The 21,227-nt window shown below is 40.2% G+C and carries 21 protein-coding genes; 3 read left to right on the plus strand and 18 right to left on the minus strand.

All coding sequences use genetic code 11. The features are described from left to right. Window positions 1–424: 424 nt before the first annotated feature. The 3 genes from ACTQ45_RS13355 to ACTQ45_RS13365 all read right to left on the minus strand — a co-directional run bounded on the left by ACTQ45_RS13355 (window position 425) and on the right by ACTQ45_RS13365 (window position 3,758). On the minus strand, window positions 425–1,420 hold the full coding sequence (locus ACTQ45_RS13355) for an isocitrate/isopropylmalate dehydrogenase family protein (protein WP_441752654.1): 996 nt from the start codon (window positions 1,418–1,420) through the stop codon (window positions 425–427). Between the two features lie 48 nt (window positions 1,421–1,468). Continuing rightward, a complete protein-coding gene (locus tag ACTQ45_RS13360) occupies window positions 1,469–2,788 on the minus strand; it encodes a CitMHS family transporter (protein ID WP_441752655.1) in 1,320 nt (439 codons plus the stop codon). Between the two features lie 259 nt (window positions 2,789–3,047). Further along, entirely contained in the window at window positions 3,048–3,758 is a 711-nt protein-coding gene (locus tag ACTQ45_RS13365) for a DNA alkylation repair protein (RefSeq protein WP_441752656.1), read from the minus strand. A gap of 205 nt (window positions 3,759–3,963) precedes the next feature. Between ACTQ45_RS13365 and ACTQ45_RS13370 the strand changes: the two genes are divergently transcribed. Then, the gene (locus ACTQ45_RS13370) at window positions 3,964–4,353 is read left to right on the plus strand and encodes a YccF domain-containing protein (protein WP_441752657.1); all 390 of its coding nucleotides are present in this window, start codon (window positions 3,964–3,966) and stop codon (window positions 4,351–4,353) included. A gap of 108 nt (window positions 4,354–4,461) precedes the next feature. On the opposite strand, the gene ACTQ45_RS13375 is transcribed toward ACTQ45_RS13370, so the two are convergent. From ACTQ45_RS13375 to ACTQ45_RS13400, 6 genes are all read right to left on the minus strand, one after another. Beyond that, window positions 4,462–5,445: a patatin-like phospholipase family protein gene (locus ACTQ45_RS13375; protein WP_441752658.1), complete on the minus strand. Its 984-nt coding sequence runs from the start codon at window positions 5,443–5,445 to the stop codon at window positions 4,462–4,464. A 119-nt stretch (window positions 5,446–5,564) separates the two neighbouring features. Continuing rightward, window positions 5,565–7,055, minus strand: a complete 1,491-nt coding sequence (locus ACTQ45_RS13380) for a carbon starvation CstA family protein (RefSeq protein WP_441752659.1) — start codon at window positions 7,053–7,055, stop codon at window positions 5,565–5,567. A gap of 288 nt (window positions 7,056–7,343) precedes the next feature. Next, the gene (locus ACTQ45_RS13385) at window positions 7,344–7,562 is read right to left on the minus strand and encodes a CsbD family protein (RefSeq protein ID WP_441752660.1); all 219 of its coding nucleotides are present in this window, start codon (window positions 7,560–7,562) and stop codon (window positions 7,344–7,346) included. A gap of 130 nt (window positions 7,563–7,692) precedes the next feature. Then, the gene (locus ACTQ45_RS13390; RefSeq protein ID WP_441752662.1) at window positions 7,693–8,802 is read right to left on the minus strand and encodes a lactate oxidase; all 1,110 of its coding nucleotides are present in this window, start codon (window positions 8,800–8,802) and stop codon (window positions 7,693–7,695) included. 66 nt (window positions 8,803–8,868) lie between these two features. Continuing rightward, complete coding sequence (locus ACTQ45_RS13395) at window positions 8,869–9,576, minus strand: LrgB family protein (RefSeq protein ID WP_441752664.1); 708 nt, start codon at window positions 9,574–9,576, stop codon at window positions 8,869–8,871. 1 nt (window position 9,577) lies between these two features. Further along, window positions 9,578–9,946 carry a CidA/LrgA family protein gene (locus tag ACTQ45_RS13400; RefSeq protein WP_441752694.1) on the minus strand — a complete coding sequence of 123 codons (369 nt, stop codon included), beginning with the start codon at window positions 9,944–9,946 and terminating at the stop codon, window positions 9,578–9,580. A 329-nt stretch (window positions 9,947–10,275) separates the two neighbouring features. Between ACTQ45_RS13400 and ACTQ45_RS13405 the strand changes: the two genes are divergently transcribed. Then, a complete protein-coding gene (locus ACTQ45_RS13405) occupies window positions 10,276–11,187 on the plus strand; it encodes a LysR family transcriptional regulator (protein WP_441752665.1) in 912 nt (303 codons plus the stop codon). Window positions 11,188–11,428: 241 nt separating this feature from the next. After that, entirely contained in the window at window positions 11,429–12,730 is a 1,302-nt protein-coding gene (locus ACTQ45_RS13410) for a hemolysin family protein (protein ID WP_441752666.1), read from the plus strand. Between the two features lie 369 nt (window positions 12,731–13,099). Here the strand turns inward: ACTQ45_RS13410 and ACTQ45_RS13415 are convergent, their stop codons facing one another. From ACTQ45_RS13415 to ACTQ45_RS13455, 9 genes are read right to left on the minus strand one after another with little or no spacing between them, the layout of a single operon-like run. Continuing rightward, window positions 13,100–13,909, minus strand: coding sequence for a PHP domain-containing protein (locus ACTQ45_RS13415; protein ID WP_441752668.1), 810 nt, complete (start codon window positions 13,907–13,909; stop codon window positions 13,100–13,102). A 28-nt stretch (window positions 13,910–13,937) separates the two neighbouring features. Further along, window positions 13,938–14,564 carry a bifunctional phosphoribosyl-AMP cyclohydrolase/phosphoribosyl-ATP diphosphatase HisIE gene (gene hisIE, locus ACTQ45_RS13420; RefSeq protein WP_441752670.1) on the minus strand — a complete coding sequence of 209 codons (627 nt, stop codon included), beginning with the start codon at window positions 14,562–14,564 and terminating at the stop codon, window positions 13,938–13,940. Between the two features lie 4 nt (window positions 14,565–14,568). Beyond that, a complete protein-coding gene (gene hisF / locus ACTQ45_RS13425; protein WP_441752672.1) occupies window positions 14,569–15,315 on the minus strand; it encodes an imidazole glycerol phosphate synthase subunit HisF in 747 nt (248 codons plus the stop codon). A gap of 1 nt (window position 15,316) precedes the next feature. After that, the gene (locus ACTQ45_RS13430) at window positions 15,317–16,018 is read right to left on the minus strand and encodes a HisA/HisF-related TIM barrel protein (protein WP_441752674.1); all 702 of its coding nucleotides are present in this window, start codon (window positions 16,016–16,018) and stop codon (window positions 15,317–15,319) included. A 37-nt stretch (window positions 16,019–16,055) separates the two neighbouring features. Continuing rightward, the gene (gene hisB / locus ACTQ45_RS13435; protein ID WP_441752676.1) at window positions 16,056–16,640 is read right to left on the minus strand and encodes an imidazoleglycerol-phosphate dehydratase HisB; all 585 of its coding nucleotides are present in this window, start codon (window positions 16,638–16,640) and stop codon (window positions 16,056–16,058) included. Further along, a complete protein-coding gene (locus tag ACTQ45_RS13440; RefSeq protein WP_441752678.1) occupies window positions 16,633–17,622 on the minus strand; it encodes an aminotransferase class I/II-fold pyridoxal phosphate-dependent enzyme in 990 nt (329 codons plus the stop codon). The genes hisB and ACTQ45_RS13440 overlap by 8 nt, the downstream gene beginning before the upstream one ends. Next, the gene (hisD, locus tag ACTQ45_RS13445) at window positions 17,619–18,878 is read right to left on the minus strand and encodes a histidinol dehydrogenase (protein ID WP_441752680.1); all 1,260 of its coding nucleotides are present in this window, start codon (window positions 18,876–18,878) and stop codon (window positions 17,619–17,621) included. Before hisD ends, ACTQ45_RS13440 begins: the two co-directional genes overlap by 4 nt. Beyond that, the gene (gene hisG / locus ACTQ45_RS13450) at window positions 18,878–19,486 is read right to left on the minus strand and encodes an ATP phosphoribosyltransferase (protein WP_441764026.1); all 609 of its coding nucleotides are present in this window, start codon (window positions 19,484–19,486) and stop codon (window positions 18,878–18,880) included. Before hisG ends, hisD begins: the two co-directional genes overlap by 1 nt. Continuing rightward, a complete protein-coding gene (locus tag ACTQ45_RS13455) occupies window positions 19,483–20,286 on the minus strand; it encodes an ATP phosphoribosyltransferase regulatory subunit (RefSeq protein ID WP_441752683.1) in 804 nt (267 codons plus the stop codon). The genes hisG and ACTQ45_RS13455 overlap by 4 nt, the downstream gene beginning before the upstream one ends. Window positions 20,287–21,227: the final 941 nt, after the last annotated feature.

Here is a 21,227-nt window from a genome sequence, read left to right on the forward strand (position 1 = left end):
AATACGTGTCACCTAGATGACACGGCGTCTTGGGGTCATTCCGCAGGTATTTTCAATTTTACGGGCTTAAAAAGCAACAAATACAGTGATTATTTATCGAAGATGTGCCAACCAGCACGTGTCATATAGATGACACGGCGTCTAGACACTCACACAATACGTGTCACCTACATGACACGGCGTCTTGGGGTCATTCCGCAGGTATTTTCAATTTTACGGGCTTAAAAAGCAACAAATACAGTGATTATTTATCGAAGATGTGCCAAACAGCACGTGTCATATAGATGACACGGCGTCTTTAACTTTAAGGATGATTCTGTTAATCAGCGCGATTATCCTACGCTAACAAAAAAAGGCTCTATTTAAAGAACCAGAACTTTCATAAGTTCTCAGTCTCTAAACAGAGTCTTAGCTATTTACGTCATTAGTTCAGTGCTTCAATTATTTTCGCAGTGAAGTCTTTTGTTCCAACTGTTCCACCTAAATCGCGGGTGAAATTATTTGTATCTGATAGTACATTATTCAACGCTTTGCGAATGCGCTTAGCCGCCCCATGTTGGTCTAGGTGATCTAACATCATACACGCACTTAAAATCAATGCTGTAGGATTCGCTAAATCTTGACCCGCAATATCTGGTGCAGAACCATGAACTGCTTCAAAAACTGCCATATCATTCCCAAGGTTAGCGCCAGGGATAATGCCTAAACCACCCACCAAACCTGCCATCAGGTCAGATAGAATATCTCCGTATAAGTTTTCTGTCAAAATCACATCAAATTGTTGTGGATTGATTACTAATTGCATGGCCATATTATCGACCAATATCTCCGTAAACTCAATGCTTGGATATGCCTTTGAAACATCACGCGCAACTTCTAAAAATAAACCATCCGTTAACTTCATAATATTGGCTTTAGTGACGACAGTCACTTTCTTTCGGTTATTTGCTAAAGCGAACTCGAAAGCTTGTTCAGCAATTCTTGTGGACGCGCCACGCGTAATTACTTTAATACTGTGCATCTCGTCATCTGATATTCGTTTTTCTATCCCAGCGTATAAATCTTCCGTATTCTCTCGGAATAACACTAAATCTAATCCCTCGAATAAAGAAGGAGTGTTCCCTACCGATTGAATTGGGCGAACATTGGCGAACAAATCATATTTTTTGCGCATCGATACATTGACACTACGGTAGCCTTTTCCAATAGGTGTCGTAATCGGGCCTTTAATTGCCACACGGTTGCGCTCTAAACTTTTGTAAACTGCCTCCGGCACTAATTCTCCCACTTCTTTTAATACTGCTTCACCTGCATGAACAATATCCCATTCAATATTAGCGCCACTCGCATCAACCACTTGCATCATTGCTTGCGAGATTTCTTTACCTATCCCATCTCCTGGAATCATAGTTACACGCATATTCATCCTCCTAAAAATAATTGACTCTATAAAAAACACGTTAGTTTATTAACCGATAAAGACCGGCATAATCCCCATCAAAGCTCCTACAATTACGTAGGTCAAGAAGATTCCGATTGAAATCAAACCAGCTTTCTTCTGCCATGGTCCCATCTCCACTTCTGTCATACCTAATAGCACATACACAAATGGTACAAGTGGACTTAGTAAGTGGAAAGCTTGTCCCATTAATGAAGCAAATGTCAACTGTAAAGGTGTAAAGCCATAAGTTAAACCGGCTTCTGCTAAAACTGGCATTACGCCATAGTAGAAGGCATCGTTGTTTAAGAAATAGGTTCCTGGTACTGAAATCAAGGCCACAATTAAACCATAGAATAAACTCCAGCTTTCAGGAATAATATTCAATAAGCTGCTAGCAATGGCATCACTCATACCTGAGGCTTGTAAAATCCCCATAAATACCCCAGCGGCAAATACCGTCATAACCACTTGGTTTGCTTCAGCTGCATTACCATCAATACGCGCCTTTTGTTCTTTAACCGTTGGGTAATTGATTAGCAAGGTAATCACAGTCCCAATCATAAAGATAATCGCAGATGGAATACCTCCCCAAACCAACAAAGCAATTGCACCCAAAGCAATGATCGCATTGATCCAAACATTTTGTGGTCGGCGTAATTCTAATACTGCTGGGTCTTTAATCTCCATAATGCCTTCCAATTCTTCATCCGTCAGATTTGCGACGCCCAATCGTTGGCGTTCTTTACGTCCCATGATATAAGAAACCACAAACATGTAAATTAAAGCCATAATCATCATCGGTATTAAACCACGCATCACCGCTGATTCATCTACATCCATTACTGCAATCGCTCGAGCGGTAGGTCCCCCCCATGGAAGTAGATTAATAATCGAATGTGAGGTCATAGTCAAAACTGCCAAGTCTAACATCTTCATATTTAAGTGTTTGTAAATTGGTATAAAGGCCGTACAGACGATAATCATCGTAGTCGTTCCATCTCCGTTTAATGACACTCCAGCTGACAGAGCAACTGTCGCTATCATTACTTTTAAAGGATCTCCTTTAGCATAGCGAATCATCAACTTTGATAAAGGGTCGAATAAACCCGCATCAATCATTAATGAGAACATGTAAATAGCAAAGAATAACATGATTCCCGTTCGCGCTGTTGTCATTAAGCCGTCAAAGGCCGCTTCACCAATATCAAAATTCCAAAGCCCCAATCCCTGCCCTAGCACTGCCCACACTATAGGCAAAAAGGCTAAGCCTACAAATGGCGATGTTTTTTTGGTCATAATCAAGATCATGAAGACAATAATTAAACTATATCCCATAAATGCAATCATATATATTTCTCCTTTTATAAATATATTTTCCGTTCAAAATATACAAAAATTCTACCCATTTTAAAATTTTCAGTCAAGGTTTAGTGATTAGTCCTGGGATATTCCTTCACCTGTACGTTACTCATTTTAAAACTAATTAATATTTTCCATACTGATGAATCGTCTTTTATCTCTCCCTACTTATAGAGCTTGGGTATTTTTTAGTATGCGATATCAAGACCATTCACCTACTATTCAAACACACGAGCGTTTCTTGGCCTTAGCACCTCACATAACGGCGTTTGAAACCAATTCTGTCTTTTTCTACTTCTTTCATAATGCTTTCATAAGCAGCTAGCTGTTGATCTTTTTTATTTTCACGTTTAACAATCACCGGGCCGATTGTTGCTGCAATCTCTTTTGCTTTATCATGTAACGGTTTATAAGATACACCGACCGTATAAACAAAATTATTCATCGCCGCTTTGGCACGTTCGGGCGCTTCATGTATAATTTCCGCTACCTCCTCTAACATTTCCGCGATTTTTTCTGTCTCAAATTCGTGATCTTTACGACTTCCAAGTAACCAACAGTAACAACTATAGCCTGCTGACATCCGTAATTCGTCTCCAGAATGAATCCATTTATCCGCTACTTCCTGGGCAATATCCGATTCTGACAAAGTAACTGACACAACATTATCTGCCAACATATAAAAATACGCTTGATCCATCCAGCGGTCATAATCTTCGACACTCATCGCGTTAGGTTCTGCAATCATCCCTGCAAAATACATAACATCATAATTTCCCGTTGCATATAATGCTTCCGCTAAGCTTTGATTTATTTTAACTTGTTTCGACAAAGGTTTCATTGCACCAGTTGCACAACCAAACACTGGTTCTTTGGCACCATTGTTCATATACATTTTTTTAAGACGTTCTTTACCTAAACGTTCCAATTCAGAAATTACTGTAGCTGCGTCTACCATTTACGTCACTCCTACCCTTCGGTTCACCTTAACTTTCTAACGATAAACTAATGTTTAAGGTGTTTTTCTAATTTTATTATAATCTAGTCCGTCGCTTTAAGCCAATTAGTATTGACAAAAATTCATCCTTAGGTCCGTACTATTCAGTCGATAAATGGCGTACAATCTAAGAAAGACAATTAAACCTTTTAGGAGGAAATTATTTATGAGTTTCTTAGGAAATATCATTTGGTTAATATTTGGTGGGTTGCTAAGCGCCATTGCTTGGACCTTTGTTGGTATCTTATGGTCTGTGACTATTGTTGGTCTTCCCATTGGATTACAATGTTTTAAAATCGCTCGCTTGAGTTTATCACCTTTCGGTAAACATGTAGAACACAACAGCAACGCTAGGTCATTGCTACTTAATATTCTATGGTTAATTTTCGGCGGTATCGAATTAGCGATTGGTCATTTAATCGTTGGCCTTGTATTATGTTTAACAGTCGTTGGTATTCCGTTCGGAAAACAATTTTTCAAACTAGCTCACCTATCTCTGGTTCCTTTCGGGGCCACTATTCGTCGTAGTAAAAGCCTTTATCTAACAGTAAATTAACAATAAAAATAAGCCGAAAGCATCTCGTGACCTCATGGATTACAACTGCTTTCGGCTTATTTATTTAGGCAAGCTAATCAGTAGAAGGACCGCTAAGTATTAATGGCCTTAGCTAGTCACTTCGCGCAGCCATGTTTTCATGCGTTCTTTCAATTGAGAAAGTTCTCTTCGCGTGGAATTGCCCTTTGGTTCACTCAGTTGCTTTTCATATAATGGGCTTAAATTTAACGGATGTCTCGCCATAAATTCCCTGCCGGCAGCTATAATCTCAGCCGCATGCCCAAATGAAAATGTTGACTGAGTCAACTCAAATTGCAAAACGACATCAGCCGCCTTAATCGAATGATCGATTTGTTGAGACATCATGAAATTCATTGCCCGTAAAACAACTTCATTCGATTTCAAAGCCGGTCCCTCGTAAGTTTTACGCTTGATTCCGATTGAGACGACGAATTCCGTTTGCGCTCGGTCAAATAATACGACCGGCGAATTCATTAGCACACCGCCGTCTACCAATTGATAATCGCCAATTGTCACTGGTTGAATCATGAGTGGATAAGCACTCGAAGCGAGGCAGGCCTCTAAAACACTCACGTCCCCTTCATAAAACTCCCACTGGATGCCATCTCGCTCTTGAGCAAAATAATCTTTTCGATTAGTAAATACCAGGATTTTCCCACTGATAATATCAACCGTCGGAATGGCGATTGGCATAGGGAGTTCAGACAACATAATTCCTCGATAAAGTTCATGTAAAGGACTCACGGCTTCTGCTAGTCGCTGCGAGAGGACTAATCCTGTCGACTGATTGACAGTCAATAAGTTCAACCAAATCGATCGCTTCTTGAATAGATCACTGTCATCCAGCACCCTATCCGTTTTTATAATTAATTGTTCGAGTTCAACCACCGACAAGCCATAAGCTACACCGGCAGCCAAAAAAGCGCCCATCGATGTACCAGTTACTGCTGAAATTTTTACACTTTTCTCATTCAATGCTTCTAAAGTAGCCAATTCGGCAAAACTTTTTGCACCGCCACCCGCAAAACTGATACCTACACTTTTTTGTTTTAATTTTACTGTTATTGCCATACAATCACCTCATTCCTCTCTATTTTACCCTATTCTTATAAACTAAAAACCAACTTAAGACTGAACTAAACACACCCACTTACTTGAAGTGGGTGTGTTTAGGGGATCATTATTTACTTTTACTTAGAAAGCAGCTCTGGGTATAGTACGCTAATGGCTTTTTGGTCATTCAACAATGGACTATCGTTCGTCAATTCTGATTTCACTTTGGCCACATGGCGCAAGAAGATAGCCAGAAGTAACGCCGTCACAGCTGTCGCAATAAAGTAAGACACTTGCATTTCTAGTCCAAAACCTATTTGTTCGGTCAATAGATATAAAACAACCATGTATAGCATGAAGATGCCAGGGATTAGTGTCACCCAGAAGTTTCGGGATTTATATATCAAGTAAGCTGTTGAAACAAAGAGCGCAATCACTGCTGTTGCTTGGTTTGCCCAGTTAAAATAGCGCCATAGAATATTAAAATCAATAAACATTAAAGCGGTACTGATGGCAATAATTGGAATAGTGATGGCAAAACGATTACGCAATGGTTTTTGTTCCATTTTAATATAGTCAGCAATAATCATCCGTAAACTACGAAAAGCTGTATCTCCTGAAGTAATTGGTAAAACAATCACCCCTAGAATGGCAATCGTTCCACCGATTGGTCCAAGTAATCTCATTGAAATATCACTAACGGCAGCTGAAGCTGTTCCCGTTTTAATAATTTCACTCAAATCGACACGGTCAAATAAAGCCATAGCCGCCGCAGCCCAAATCATCGCAATAATTCCTTCTGTAATCATTGCACCATAAAATACCCAACGGCCTTGACCTTCTTTTTGGATTGTACGTGAAATGATTGGACTTTGTGTCGCATGGAAACCTGACATGGCCCCACAAGAAATAGTAAAGAAGATGCCTGGAATGATTGATGCTCCTGCAGGATGCATATTCTGTAAAGAAATTTCTGGTACATTAACAATATTCCCACTTGTCACTAAGGTCACTAAAACACCTACGCACGATAACAGTAAGATTGCCCCAAAAATTGGGTAAATTCTACCAATAATTTTATCGATCGGTAGAATGGTTGAAAGAAAATAATAAACAAAAATAATAACAATCCAGAACCACCGACCCATAAAGCTCGGCGTTAAGTTTGCCAAGAGCGAAGCTGGAGAGGTGACGAAAACGGTCCCCACTAACAGTAGTAATAAAGAAGCGAAAACGTTCACAATATGTTTCATAGAATTACCTAAATATTTTCCTGCTAATGCGGGCAAATGATCGCCATTGTTTCTCAAGGAAATCATCCCTAAATAATAATCATGAACAGCTCCTGCAAATATATTCCCAATAACAATCCAAATAAAGGCGACTGGCCCATATAAAGCACCCATAATTGGTCCGAATATCGGTCCAGTTCCAGCAATATTCAGCAATTGAATCAGCCAGTTTTTCTGTTCTGACATCGGCACAAAATCACTACCATCTTCTAGCACATAGGCTGGTGTTTCTCTTTCAACTTCTACACCAAAGTTTCTAACAATGACTTGAGAATACAATACATAGCCCAAAATAAGCATGACAACTCCACCAATAAATGACAACAATCTTAACACTCCTTTTAATTTTACATTTACTTATGAAACATCTCATGAGTAAATCATAGCACCTCTTCTGTTATATAACAACAAGGAAAAGAAGAGGTGAGAAAGCGCCATCAATATATTCGATCTGTTTTTTTATAGACTTTCTCGATATTGTCAAGCTTTACGCAAGCACACTTCAATCGCACTCTGTATTAAAACAGTTTGTTTGTGAAAGGTATCCCGATGAAAAATACTTAAAATTTCATGTATTTTTTATAATAAAAAAACAACCTTCCGAAGAAGATTGTTGTTAGTCAATTATTTCTTTCTGTCGTCTTTATCAAAGGCGTCTTTAACGCCTTCAACCGCACCATCGATACTTTCTTTCACATCACTGACAAATTCTTTAGCTTTACCTGCTGCTTGTTCTGATTTGCCTTCTGCTTCTGTTCGTTTATCTCCAGTTGCTTTACCGACTGTTTCTTTGACCTTACCTGATGCTTGGTCTAGTTTTGCATCGAATTTTTCTTCTGACATTAAAATCGCCTCTTTCTATTTATATTAGGTTATTACATTTATTATAATAAGCATTAAAAAGATACGCAAACAAAAAGCCTCCCGCGTAGTTTATGCGCCAGAGACAATTTGTTCATAATGAGTGCGTCTTTTAGTGGAGGTTGTCAAACAACTCCGTTTTCTTAACATCTTCAATTGTTTGTGTTCCAGCTAATTGCATCACACGGATTAAGTCTTTTTCGAAGTACTCTAATACTGAACGAACACCTTTCCAGCCACCTAATGCTAAACCATATAATACAGGACGACCTAAAGCGATAATGTCCGCACCACTCGCTAAAGCTTTAAAGATATGCTCTCCACGACGCACACCTGAGTCAAAGACAATTGGCACACGACCAGCCACTGCTTTAGCGATGCCCTCTAATGTTTCGAACGAACCGGGCGCACCATCCAATTGACGACCACCATGATTAGATACCCAAATTCCGTCAGCACCTGCTCCGATTGCTAATAACGCATCATCAGGTGATTGGATTCCTTTAACAAAGACGGGTAAACCAGAATAGTCTTTTAAGAATTTCACGTCATCTCGAGAAATTTTCTGTTTAGATTGAGCGTAGATGTTGTTTAATGACATGTTTTCACCTGATCCCGTTAAATAACGAGAAACGATTGGCATACCGAATGGGTAGACGAATTTATTACGGATATCCGTTTCACGATTTCCACTTAATGTTGCATCTGCTGTTAAAATAATCGCTGTGGCACCGTCTGCTTTAGCTTCATCAATGATATTCTTGTTGAACTCATCATCTTTACTCATGTAAATTTGGAACCAACGTGGACTACCGTTTAGCCCCTCTTCGATTTCTTCAAATTTAGCACCTGAGTAGGCACTAATTGACATGATTGTTCCGAATTCTGAAACACCTTTAGCTGTTCCAGCTTCTTTCGTTTCATGTGCTAAACCATGAGCAGCGATTGGCGCCATAATAAAAGGCACTTTAATTTCATGTTCGAAAATTTTAGTTGATGTATCAGGATATTCAACGTCTGATAAGACACGTGGTAAGATACCTTTGGCATCCCAAGCTTTAGTATTTTGACGTAATGTATATTCGTCCCCGGAACCACCCGAGACATAACCAAAACCGCCGTTAGGCATTACTTCACGTGCTCTATCTTCTAATTCATAAGTATTAATCACTTCAATATCTTGAATCACCGTTGGGGCTGCGTATAATTTTTTTTCTGACATAATAAATTTCCCTCCAAACTTTTATTCACTACTGTTTATTCATTACGGTTTATAAAGTAACTTGTTTTAACCAAAGAGTAAATTGATGATTGGTTGAGCGAATGGTGCAAGAATAACGATGGTAATGCCTGTCACAACGATTGATAAACTAGCCATCGCTCCTTGAACTTCCCCCATTTCAATCGCTTTAGATGTTCCCATCGCATGAGCTGAAGACCCCATTGCGACACCTTGAGCCACTGGATCTGTAATACCGGTCCATCTCATAATCGTCGGTCCAATAACCGCTCCAATAATACCTGTAAATACGACGACCGCAACTGTTAGGGAAACGTGACCACCTAATGATTCAGATACACCAATTGCAATGGCTGTTGTAATTGATTTAGGAAATAGTGTGCCCACCATTGCTAAGTCAAACTTGAATAGGATGCCGAATATACCAATCATCAAGGTATGTAAGATAACACCTGAAAAGATACCTAATAGAATTGCTTTGACGTTTTTTTGTAAATAGATTATATTCTTTTCCAACTTAATCGCCAAACTTACAGTTGCTGGTGTGACGAAAATCGCAATCACCTTGCCGCCTGCTTCATAAGTCTCATAAGGGATCTTTGCGACTAACAATAGAATGATAATCATCACAATTGAGAATAACAACGGGTTAAACAGTGGAATTGGTAGGCGTTTATATATTTGAGCGGCTAACACATAAAAGCCAATAGTTAAGCTTAGCCATAAATACGCACTGTCCATTAATGTATTTAACACACTACTCCTCCCCGCTTTCTATTTTTTCACCTTTGTACATAAGCGTTTGTACTAACTTACCTACAAATATCATCATTAAGATGGTGGTTACAAACATGATAATCAAAAGCTGTAACCAAGAACTTGCTAATACATCAAAATTTGTCATCAAGCCTACTCCAGCTGGAACAAATAGAATCGCCATATTATCTGTTAGCCACGTGCCTACTTCATCAACTTGGCTCATTTTTAGCACATTATAGTGTAAAGCCAAGAACAATAGGACCATTCCAATTACACTAGCAGGTATTGCGACAAAGGGTGCAATAAGCACCGACACAAATTCACCTAATAGAGAAAATAGAATTATCCAGAACAATTGCATGATCATCTTCACGACTATCTCTCCTAATAATCTTTAATTTTCAAAAACATTCGAAAGCGCTTTTCCTTAATTGCATAATAGCACAGAAACGTTCGACTGTTTAATATTGACTGCTTATGTTATGATAAATATTATTTATACCCCACCTAACGTCATTTGATTTATTTATGTTATAGTGCTCACAAAAGCGCGTTGATCATTCGATTTATCATTGTCATGACAGTAGTGGTGTTTTCAAAGAATGCTTGTCTATTCATTAAATTAAATATGTCATGACACAATCAGATTGATTGATATAGACTTTGTATATTATTTATCAAGGAGGAAAAAATTGTATGAATATTCAAGACTTAACTTACTTCAAACATTTGTCAGAAAGCTTAAGCTTCACGGCAACTGCGGAACATTTTTTTGTTTCCCAGCCTTCTATTTCGATGGCTCTTAAACGTTTAGAAGAAGAATTAGATGCTAAATTAATTGATCGACGCAAGTCGTTGCGACGGATAAAATTGACTTCTGCTGGAGATATTCTCTATAAAAGTGCCTCTGAAGTCTTAAATATTCTTGAAACAACCAAGCAAACAATTAATGATGCCCGTTCTGAAACCATTTATTTGGGTTACTTGCCAACAATCGGCAGTCGCTTTCTGCCTGTCTATTTGACAGAAATTGGTGACAATGCGAAATTACTTCGATTAGTTGAAGAAGAAAGTTCTGACGCAATGTACAAGATGGTTCAACAAGAGAAAGTTCCTCTAGCGATTGTGGGACATGATAGCGAGTGTTTGGAAGATTCCCATATTGATCAGATTCCGATTACGGCTCATGATGTTTCTTTATGGGTGTCGCCTAGTCATCCTTTTGCTAGTCGTGAATCAGTCAGCATTGAGGATGTACGCGAGAGTGTCTTCATTTCACTATCTGAAGGCTATTCTCATCAGCGGATTTTTGATAAATGGGCCACAGAAAACAAGATTGCTGAAAATAGTATTATTTACGCAAAAGAGATTAAAACCTTGCAGACAATTGCCCAGTCAACTGACTTTATCGCTTTTATGTCAGAAATTTTAGTCAGTCGAGATACACCACTTATTAAAGTCCGTTTAGAAAATGCTCCTAAATTTTATATCAGTTTAATAATTAATAACCACCGGGAGAACTCCTTAGCTCAACAAGACTTTAATGAGAAGGTGATTACTTTAACGAGGAACATTTTAACCGATCACGCGGCATTGAATTCCAACTAGGGCTGGTCTTTTCAAGAAACAGCTTATCGAAACTTTTTTGGTGGTTTCCGAGAAGCTTTTTGTGCGCGATTGACTGCGTTTGGTATCCGTTTATAGGCGCTTGGTGAACTTTCTTGCTTCGTAATTTTGCTGGGCAAATTATTGTCCTATTTTTGCAGTGTTTGTTTAGGTATTTGTTTGATTTTCGATTATAATGTAGTCAAGACTATTACGGTTTATCATATTATTAAAGGAGCAATTTATGTTATTTCCCATCACTTTACTTGTTTTGTTTACGCTTTTAAACGGGTTTTTCTCTGGTTCAGAGATGGCGTTTATTACTGCAAATCAGAATAAGTTAGAAAAAAAGGCTCAAGCAGGCAGCGCGAAGGCGAAGTTGGCCCTCAAGTTGTACCATAATCAAGACCGGGTCTTAGCTGTCGTGCAAGTGGCAATTACGCTAATCGGAACGTTGAATGCATCGTTTGCAACGAGTGGTTTGTCGCGGTTTTTAGCCCCTTACATTGGGGACCAAGGTGCGTCTTTAGTGATTTCTTTGCTTGTGACGTTGTTAACGTTGATTTTTGGTGAATTGTTGCCCAAGTCAATTGGTCAAGCGATTCCAGAGCAATATTCGACTTTTTCGGCACGGATTTTAAATGTGATCTATACAGTCTTCAAGCCGGTTGTTTGGTTTTTGACTAAGACTTTAGCATTTTTCCAAGCTTTATTACCGATTGATTTTTCTAACCAAGATGAAAAATTAACCTTCTCGAATATCAAGGAGATTGTAATTCGCGGGGGGCAAGAAGGTGCTTTGGAAACGGAAGAAGTTGGGATGATGCAAGGTGTCCTGATGTTGAATCGTCGTTCAGTTCGCGAGGTGATGGTGCCTCGTAGTCAGTCGATGATGATTGATATCGATACAGATGCTGAGACGATTCATGAATTAATTGTGAATTCAGTTTACTCTCGTATTCCAGTCTATCAAGATGATAAAGATAACATCCTTGGTGTACTGCTTGTGAAGGATTATTTGCGTGCGAGTGTCTTAGTGGGTGATTTTCGCCAGGTAGACATTAAGGATTTAGCCCATGATCCCTTGAAGATTCCTGAAACTTTATTATTGGATGATTTATTTTCTCAAATTCAACAGACGAGCAATCATATTGCCATTGTTAAGGATGAGTATGGTCAAACGGTAGGTTTGGTTACTTTAGAGGATATTATTGAAGAGATTGTTGGTGAAATTTACGATGAACATGATATTGTCCTACATGATGACAGGGTTAATCAAGTAGATGAATCGACTTGGTTGGTGAATGGCTTAATGAATATCAATGATTTCAACGAGAAATTTGGGACGATTATTACGAGTAACGAAGTTGACACGATTGGTGGTTACTTTACCTTTAAGTCTGAAATTATTCCGAGCCAAGATACGCTCGACACAGTTTTAGAGGTTGAATCTTATCGTTTAATATTGACTCAAACGAATGAAGCGACAGCCACTCAACTGAGAGTTGAAAAGTTGACTCAAGACATCAAGAACTTAATGGAATAAAATAAAAAAAGCCCTATGGGCTTTTTTTATTTGGCTGGTGAAAGTCGTACGTGCGGCTGGCTGTGGTATAGTGCGGTTGTGGAGTGGTGGCAGCGGTTTGTCTCCTTTAGTTGCCCATCAATTGTGGCACCGGTTTAATGGCGGACATTTTACAGTGGATTCAGCGCGCTAACTGATTACCACATCATCATCAACTTCTGCTTCTGTTTCTTCAAGCTGACTATTTATTTATCAGTCAGTACTGTCACTCCCTCCGCAATTCCATACAACAAAAGCACTTGGACGGCTGAATGTAATGTTCCTTAAGTAGACACTAAAACAGTAATCTTCTAAAGGGGAACATCTCAAGACGCTACCAAGTGCTTTTCTTTAATGTTTAAACGTTAATGTATCCAGACCCACTAGGCGGGGTGCTTTCGCTTCAAATAATGTCACCTCTTGAATATCAAACTCAAGCAAAAGTGCTTTCAGTTGGTCGAACGCTAGTTGATAATCTGCCACCTCATGAGCATCAGAGCCTAAAGTAAACAATCGCCCTCCCAAATCCTTATAAAGTGGAATCGCCCAACGGTACAAAGCTAATTTATCATATTTATAAATGCTTTTGCTATTGAGTTCAAAGGCGATATTCTGGGAGATACAACGTTTAAAGACCTCAGTCAATTGGTCGCCGTACCGTTCAATAATCCATTCTGTCGACACATCATGCACACGAAAACCGTAATCAAAATGCGCTAGTATTTGCACATCGGGAAGCTCTTGAAGTGCTTCTAACAATTGCGCTACATACTGATCCATCCTCTCAATCGGTTCATCGAGTTTGTCCGAATGTTTGGCTGTGTCCATGTAGTCATAAACGAGATTATGATGGCAACTTAGCAACTGAATATCAAAGTCATAAGAGGCCAGAAACTCGCGTAAACGTTGGCCTTGTCCCGGTGCATAACCTACTTCTACCCCTAACAACAATTGACTCCCATACTCTTTAGAAAACGTCTCTTGCCAAGCTAAGGTTTGCTCAAAATTAGGAATATCATCTTGACCTTTTGAGACTGGATTATCCAAATCTAAATGTTCTGTAAAAGTCAGCACTTCTAGGCCCAGTTTGGCATAATCCCAAGGACTGGCTTCACTATCGAAAGACAATTGGGTATGACAATGTTGATCGTAAAACCGCATATGACTGACTCTCCCTCTATGTGATGACTTACCATTCGTTAATGCCTTGACGAATCGAATACTCTTGCGGCAGCCCATGACGCTCAGCTAATTTGGCTTCGACATTTTTCAATTGAACACCTTGTGCTTGCAAGAGAACTAAAAAGTGATAAAGTAAGTCACTGCTTTCGTCAATCAGCTCCTCTTTATCCTTATTTTTAGCTGCCAACACCACTTCGGTCATTTCCTCGCCACATTTTTTTAAGATTTTGTCTAACCCTTCGTCAATTAAATACTTCGTGTAAGACCCCTCTTGAGGATTGGCTATTTTAGCCGCAATCGTCTGTTCAAGGATGGCTAAATTAAAGGACTGATCGCCGAAACAACTCTGTGTACCAGTATGACACGTTGGACCCAAAGGTTTCACTCGCACCAGTAAAGTATCTTGGTCACAGTCGACGTCGATTGACACGACTTCTTGAATGTGACCGCTCGATTCACCCTTCTTCCATAGACGTTCTTTCGAACGCGAGTAAAACCAAGCGACCCCTTCTTCACGTGTCTTATCATAAGCTTCCTGATTCATGTAGCCTAACATCAAGACTTGACCGGTACGATCATCTTGTAAGATTGCCGGCACCAAACCCTCGCCTTTTTCAAAGTTAATGCTCTTCAAGAGATTATTCAGCCCCTTTTACAGATAAGGCATCTTTCACATCTTGAATTGATAATTCATCACGGTGGAAAATTGAAGCAGCTAAGCCACCTTCAACGCCAGTTTTATCGAATAAGTCGACAAAGTCTTGAGCATTTCCTGCTCCACCACTTGCGATGATTGGGATGTTCACTAATTCTTTGGCTTGTTTTAAGAAGTCGACGTCAAAGCCGTTTTTTACGCCATCATGATCGATACTTGTAATCAGTAGTCGCCCGGCCCCTCGTGTTTCACATTCTTTGATCCAATCGAAGGCTTTGATGTCTACTTGTCTTTGACCACCGTGTGTATAGATAAAGTAATCACCTTTTTCTTCATCAAAAGAAATATCCACGGCAATTGTTAAGCGTTCGGAACCGTATTTAGCAGCAATATCATTAATTAAGTCTGGATTACGTACAGCTGCCGAGTTCATAGCGACCGAGTGAGCACCCGCGGTTAAAGCTAATTCAACTTCATCAAGTGAAGCTATGCCGCCCCCCACTGTCACAGGGATGTTTGTGACTGCAATGATTTCTTTCACCATATCTGTACGCATTTGTAATTCATCGATTGTTCGCGCAATATCCAATACCACTAACTCATCCGCACCAGCGTCTGAATATTTCTTTGCATATGTGATCGGATCTCCTAAATGTTGCATGTTTAAGAAATTGATCCCTTTTACTAATTGACCGTGTCTTGTATCTAAACAAGGTATAATTTTTTCCATATTACTCGAGTCCTTTCCAGAATTCATCATTTTGAGCAGCTTTACCAACGATAGCCTCTGTTACACCAGCTGCTGCCAATTCGCTTAAGTCTGCTTGATTTCTTACCCCACCACTCGCCACGACTAAATGACGCGTTGACTGTTGAAGTTGTGCAGTCCGTTCGACATTTGGACCAGCTTCCATACCGTCACGATTGATATCCGTATAAATAATTCCTGCAAGATCTAATGCTTCAATTTCTGCCATATACTCAATTAATTGTCGACCACTCTTCTCCTTCCAACCGTTCACGTAAATATCCTCACCGCGGGCATCCAAGCCTACAAAGACTCGCTTAGGATACAAGTCAACGACTGATTTTAACCAGTCGACGTCAAGAATCGCACGTGAACCAAGAATGAAATAATCTATCTTCATTTTATCATATTTTGCAATAGTTTGGTGATTTCTTAAGCCACCACCAATTTCTAATGGTAAATCAGTCAACTGTTTAATCTCTTGAATAATCAAAGACTCAACTGCCTCTTGTTGTAAAGCCCCCATTAAATCCACCACATGAATCCGGGCCACTTGCGGGAATTGACTGTAATAAGCCACCGCTTCTTGTGGCGTTTTGGGCATTAATATTTTATCCTCGTAATCCCCCTGTGTTAAACGGACACTCTGCCCCTCAATTAAATCAATCGCTGGAATAATCTTCACCTTATGACCTCCTCTTTTTTGTTTACAAGACCAGAGCTTACGCAATCAGCCCTTTAGATGAAGGCACGCCGCCTTCTCTGGGTTCCAAAGCCATCTTCAACGCACGTGCGAACCCTTTAAAAACCGCTTCAATCTCGTGATGCGTATTGCCTGTTTTCAACAAATCGATATGCAAAGTCATGCGAGCATTCATCGCCACCGCATTGAAAAACTCCTCAACCAACTCTGTATCAAAAGACCCCACCGTATCCTTGCTAAATTCTGCATTGAAACTCAAATGTGGACGCCCTGACAAATCCAAAACGACGCGAGCCAAAGACTCATCCATCGGCAAATAAAAGCTCCCGTAACGCTGATAACTTGGCAAACTACGATATAAATCACGTAACAACTCACCTAAGACAATCCCAATATCTTCAACCGTATGATGATCATCCACCTCTGTATCACCTTGAGCCTCAACACTAAAAGCCAAACCCGAATGAAAATTAAATAAGGTCAACATATGATTCAAAAAACCAACACCTGTTTCAACCTTGGCCTCCGCCTGTTCAAGCTTCGAACCCAAAGCTAAAGCACAACGCAACTGCGTCTCAAGTGTTATACGTTCCTTCTTAAACAAATTGCTCCCTCCATTCTAATAACAAAGCCTTAAATTCCGGATACAAGGCTAAATCCATAATCGAATATCGTACCACATCTTTCAAAAGCGGCACGTCATACATCCGAGCCACAAAGCCACGTTCTTCGAGAAATTTACCTAAACGCTTCGCTTTAACTCCATAAGTGAAAACAAAGTTACAATTTGTTTCCTTCACCGTCACCAAATCACTGACGCAGTGTAAAGTCTCGACTAAAGCCAATTGACAAGCCCTTTGGTAAGTCAGCCACTCTTCCAAGCGCTCGCGCTCTTCGAACAGGGCGCTCGCAATGTTCAACGCCAAGTTGTTGACAGGGTAGGGGTGATTTATTTTTGTGAGCCGCTCAAACGTCTCACCTTTGGCGATCGCAATTCCCAATCGCAGTCCTGCTAAGCCAAATATTTTGCTCAGAGTTCTCACAATGATGACGTTCTCGTTTTCAGGACGTGTATAGTCACTACCAAATTCAATGTAGGCTTCGTCAATCACGAAGTGGCCCCCGATGGCATCCATTTCGTCAGCTAGGCGCTGCAGAAATTCTGGCGCAAATTGTTCGCCAGTTGGGTTTTGTGGATTGGATACAAATAAAACCGATGGCTTTTTCTCATGAAGCGCGTCAACAATTTTTTCGAGCGAAAATTTGAACTGCTCGTCGCAAGAGACTTGCCAGAATGGCCGATCAAGTTGCTGGGCATACTCTTGATACATAAAGAAATCTGGGTCAATCGTCAACACGCCACCTGCCCCAAACTGGATCATAATCTTCTGTAGCCAATCATCCGAGCCGTTCGCCAATTCAATTTGAGCTGGTTCCAACTGATTATAGTCCGCATACAGTTGTTTAAAGCGGCCAAGTTCTGCCTCGGGGTAAAGGTGAATATTAGTCTTAAGGATAATCTCTTGTAATTGCTGGTCCGTTAAAGGGCGCGTCGGACTGGTGTTACGGTTAATCATGTAAGTCATTTACTTTCTTCCCTTCTGATACTAATCGATCGTTGGTGGCAGTCGAGTCCTTCGGCAGCCGCAAGACGCTCAGCTGCTGGCGCAATGTGTCGAAAAGTCTGTTCGTGCAAATTAATAATCGCATGGCTCGTTCTAAAATCATTCGCATTAAGACCGTGGTTAAAGCGCGCATTGCGATTAGTCGGCAACACATGCGAAGGGCCGGCAATATAATCACCAATCGCTTCCATCGAATAGTAGCCCTTGAACACCGCACCTGCATACGCAACTGCTTCGGCTATGGCGTCTTCATCGCGGTGCTGGATTGAAACATGCTCTGCACCAATATAATTGAGCGCTTCGAGTAACTGCTCGCGCTTATCGACCACTTGGTAGTGATTATTTTGAAGTGAGGCTTCGATAATCGCCGCTCGTTTTTGGTGTGGTAATAACTCTTGTAGTCTTTGTTCAATTACCTCAACGTAGCTAGCCGATTCGCTAAAGAGGAAGGTTCGGGCATTAGCATCGTGTTCCGCTTGGGCAAAAATATCGTAGACAACCGCATCAACCGGTGCAGTCTCATCGACATACAATAAAATTTCGCTCGGTCCCGCAATACTGTCGATTCCGACATCGCCAAAAACTAAGCGTTTGGCCATTGCGACATAGGCATTACCAGGTCCACAGATTAAATCGACTTTCAAAATGCTCTCGGTTCCATAAGCTAAAGCCGCAATAGCTTGCGCGCCACCGACACGGTAAACATGTTCCGTTACACCACATAAATAAAGAGCCGCAAAAGTTATGCTTGTGTCTTGAAAGACCGGTGTTGTTACCACGATTTCTTCGACGCCTGCCACTAAAGCGGGGACGATTGTCATCAAAACGCTGGACGGGTATAGGGCTGTTCCGCCGGGCACATAGACACCGACCCTTTCAATTGGACGGTAAACATAGCTAAGTTCCTCGCCTATATTATCTTGATAAAGCACTCGTTTTTCATATGCTTCAATCCGTTCTTTGGTTAACTTCAGAGCTGCCTGTAAATCATCGTCTAGGGCATCCCAGCTATCTTTGAGTTGTTGGGGCGTGACTTTTAATTGACTTTGGCTCAAGTTTTGGTGGTCAAAACGTTGCGTATAGTCAATTAAGGCTTGATCCCCTTTCTCAATGACGTCATCCAGAATATTTTGAACGTCTAACATTTGCTTGATAGTTGAACGCTTCGCTCGTGCGGTTTGTTGTTGGAACTGGGCGATAAATGCTTGGGCTTTCATTAAACCACTCCAATCTCTTCCATAAATTGATACAAGTCTGTTTCTTTTAAGTAAAATGCTTGCTTGTTGGCAATCAGACGCGCTTGTACGGTCATGATTGTATGGTATTCACGTAGGTTATTTTCCTTCAAGGTCGAGCCTGTTTGAACGATATCTACGATGGCATCCGCTAAACCTAAGATTGGCGCCAGTTCGACTGAACCATTTAAGTGAATCAAACGCACATCTTGACGCTGTTGGTTAAAGTATTGCTGGCTAATATTCGTGAAGCTTGTCGCCACTACTCTTATGTCCTTTTCACTTTGCTGGTCAGGACCTGCAATCGCTAAGCGACATTTACCAAAAGGTAATTGCGATACATTCAGCACATTGAAACGATTTTCCGTAATTATATCCAATCCGACAATACCTAAATCCGCAATGCCTTGTTCGACATAGGTCGGCACATCTGTTCCTTTAGCAAAAATAAATTTCACATTCCCTACGTTTCTAAATAAGTAGCGTCCTTCTTCCTTTAGCGCTTGTGCATAGTCTGTGAGTTCGCGGGCTTCTAGAAATTTGATAAAATCTTTAAACAGACGTCCTTTTGAAAGTGCCACTGTTATCATAAAAGTCCTCCCTTAGATAAGTTAATACCGATACCAAACGCTCCTTCAGCATACTGGCCACCCGATAATATGGGGGTATTCTCGCTGAGGAAAGCTTGAAAGTAAAAGCCATTATAATAACTTTGCGGTGAACGAAACGATAAGTCTAAGACAAATCGCGTACCACTTTCTTGCATTTTTTCTTTCAATTGATGAATCATCTTCATTTCTTGACAGTTTCCAAACAGTTCGTTGACCCTATCAAACTGTTGACTGACCGGTGCTTTCATCAACTGGTATAAAGGATGTTTGTCGCCCAATTGGTCTTTCAAAGTCGATAAATTCTTGTCGACAACGAGTTGTTTGACGTTTTCACCGAGCTGATAGTGTTTGATACAGCGATCTAATAATTCATCATTATTGACAACCAATACCGTAAAATCTGACTTACTAACGTTCGCCACAAACTCCAAATGCAGCTCAATACTCGCCAACATTTCATCCAGTGTCGGACGAAAGAGTTCGACTCCTGCTTGGTTTTGCGTTTGAAACTCACGCAGAACCGGACCAAAATAAGCAAATTTTTGTTGGGACAATTGGAAACTCTGATTGTAGTTCAGTATACTGCGCGTCCAGTCGCTCCTTAAGGCAAATAGTTGTTGGTTTCTTTCAAAGACAATGCTGTCAGGATGAATGTTTTTGGTCTCGATTTGAAACGGTTCGACCATATTTAAATCGATAAGTTGATAGCCTTCATTTGCTAGCAGCTGCATATAGCGAGAGACTAGTTGAATCTGCTTTAAAATCATTTGATTATCCATTGCTTCTTTCCTTTCTGTCCTTTTCTAATAAAAAAAAGCCCTCCAATCCATTCGGATTAAAGGACGTCGAGACGTGATTCCACCTTCATTCGTTGCTTTCTCACAATCGCAACCTCAGCGAGTATAAAACTCCAGTGATAACGGAACTACCGCAATGACTCGTGCCTGGCTGTGTTTTCATAGGCTTTGATGCTTTGCTTTCCAGCTACCGCAAATTCTCTTTCATCAAAGGACCTATCTATTTGTCCAAACTTCATTAGAAACTTTACATAAATCTTATCTAATTCTAATTTGAAAGTCAATAACTATCGGCCGGTTTGGTAAGATAATTTTAAGAATACTGATTTGATGGGGTTTGGTGGGGTTTGGTGGATTTTGTGTTGTTTTAATATATCCAATGGATAATGAACACTCATTCAGCTTTATTTTTTAAGATTGCTTCTAATTGTCCCACTCGGAGTTTGAGTGGGACAATTAAAACTCTAATGTGACCACTCAGATCGCGAGTGGGATAATTAAAATCAGATTCTCTGGTAAAATTAAATTCACCGAATTATTCACCATCTTTGGACACTTTTTCTAAGCGAACTCTCACACTCGCTATGTAATCCGTTCTAATTGTCCCACTCGGAGTTTGAGTGGAACAATTAAAACTCTAATGTGACCACTCAGATCGCGAGTGGGACAAATAGAATCAGATTCTCTGGTAAAAATTAAATTCACTGGATTTTTCGTCATATTTGGATACTTTTTCTAAGCGAACTCTCACACTCGCTATGTAATCCATACTAATTGTCCCACTCGGAGTTTGAGTGGAACAATTAAAACTTTAATGTGACCACTCAGATCGCGAGTGGGATAATTAAAATCAGATTCTCTGGTAAAATTAAATTCACCGAATTATTCACCATCTTTGGACACTTTTTCTAAGCGAACTCTCA

It is taken from the genome of Fundicoccus sp. Sow4_D5, from assembly GCF_052116365.1.
GTDB lineage: Bacteria > Bacillota > Bacilli > Lactobacillales > Aerococcaceae > Fundicoccus.

Coding starts and splice junctions, on each gene's coding strand:
- ACTQ45_RS13400 (WP_441752694.1), bottom strand. CDS start 9,946: ATGATCATGCAATTGTTCTGGATAATTCTATTTTCTCTATTAGGTGAA.
- ACTQ45_RS13360 (WP_441752655.1), bottom strand. CDS start 2,788: ATGATTGCATTTATGGGATATAGTTTAATTATTGTCTTCATGATCTTG.
- ACTQ45_RS13410 (WP_441752666.1), top strand. CDS start 11,429: ATGTTATTTCCCATCACTTTACTTGTTTTGTTTACGCTTTTAAACGGG.
- ACTQ45_RS13405 (WP_441752665.1), top strand. CDS start 10,276: ATGAATATTCAAGACTTAACTTACTTCAAACATTTGTCAGAAAGCTTA.
- ACTQ45_RS13375 (WP_441752658.1), bottom strand. CDS start 5,445: ATGGCAATAACAGTAAAATTAAAACAAAAAAGTGTAGGTATCAGTTTT.
- hisG (WP_441764026.1), bottom strand. CDS start 19,486: ATGATAACAGTGGCACTTTCAAAAGGACGTCTGTTTAAAGATTTTATC.
- hisD (WP_441752680.1), bottom strand. CDS start 18,878: ATGAAAGCCCAAGCATTTATCGCCCAGTTCCAACAACAAACCGCACGA.
- ACTQ45_RS13415 (WP_441752668.1), bottom strand. CDS start 13,909: ATGCGGTTTTACGATCAACATTGTCATACCCAATTGTCTTTCGATAGT.
- hisF (WP_441752672.1), bottom strand. CDS start 15,315: ATGGAAAAAATTATACCTTGTTTAGATACAAGACACGGTCAATTAGTA.
- ACTQ45_RS13455 (WP_441752683.1), bottom strand. CDS start 20,286: ATGGATAATCAAATGATTTTAAAGCAGATTCAACTAGTCTCTCGCTAT.
- ACTQ45_RS13385 (WP_441752660.1), bottom strand. CDS start 7,562: ATGTCAGAAGAAAAATTCGATGCAAAACTAGACCAAGCATCAGGTAAG.
- ACTQ45_RS13370 (WP_441752657.1), top strand. CDS start 3,964: ATGAGTTTCTTAGGAAATATCATTTGGTTAATATTTGGTGGGTTGCTA.
- ACTQ45_RS13365 (WP_441752656.1), bottom strand. CDS start 3,758: ATGGTAGACGCAGCTACAGTAATTTCTGAATTGGAACGTTTAGGTAAA.
- ACTQ45_RS13355 (WP_441752654.1), bottom strand. CDS start 1,420: ATGCGTGTAACTATGATTCCAGGAGATGGGATAGGTAAAGAAATCTCG.
- ACTQ45_RS13390 (WP_441752662.1), bottom strand. CDS start 8,802: ATGTCAGAAAAAAAATTATACGCAGCCCCAACGGTGATTCAAGATATT.
- ACTQ45_RS13440 (WP_441752678.1), bottom strand. CDS start 17,622: ATGACTTACATGATTAACCGTAACACCAGTCCGACGCGCCCTTTAACG.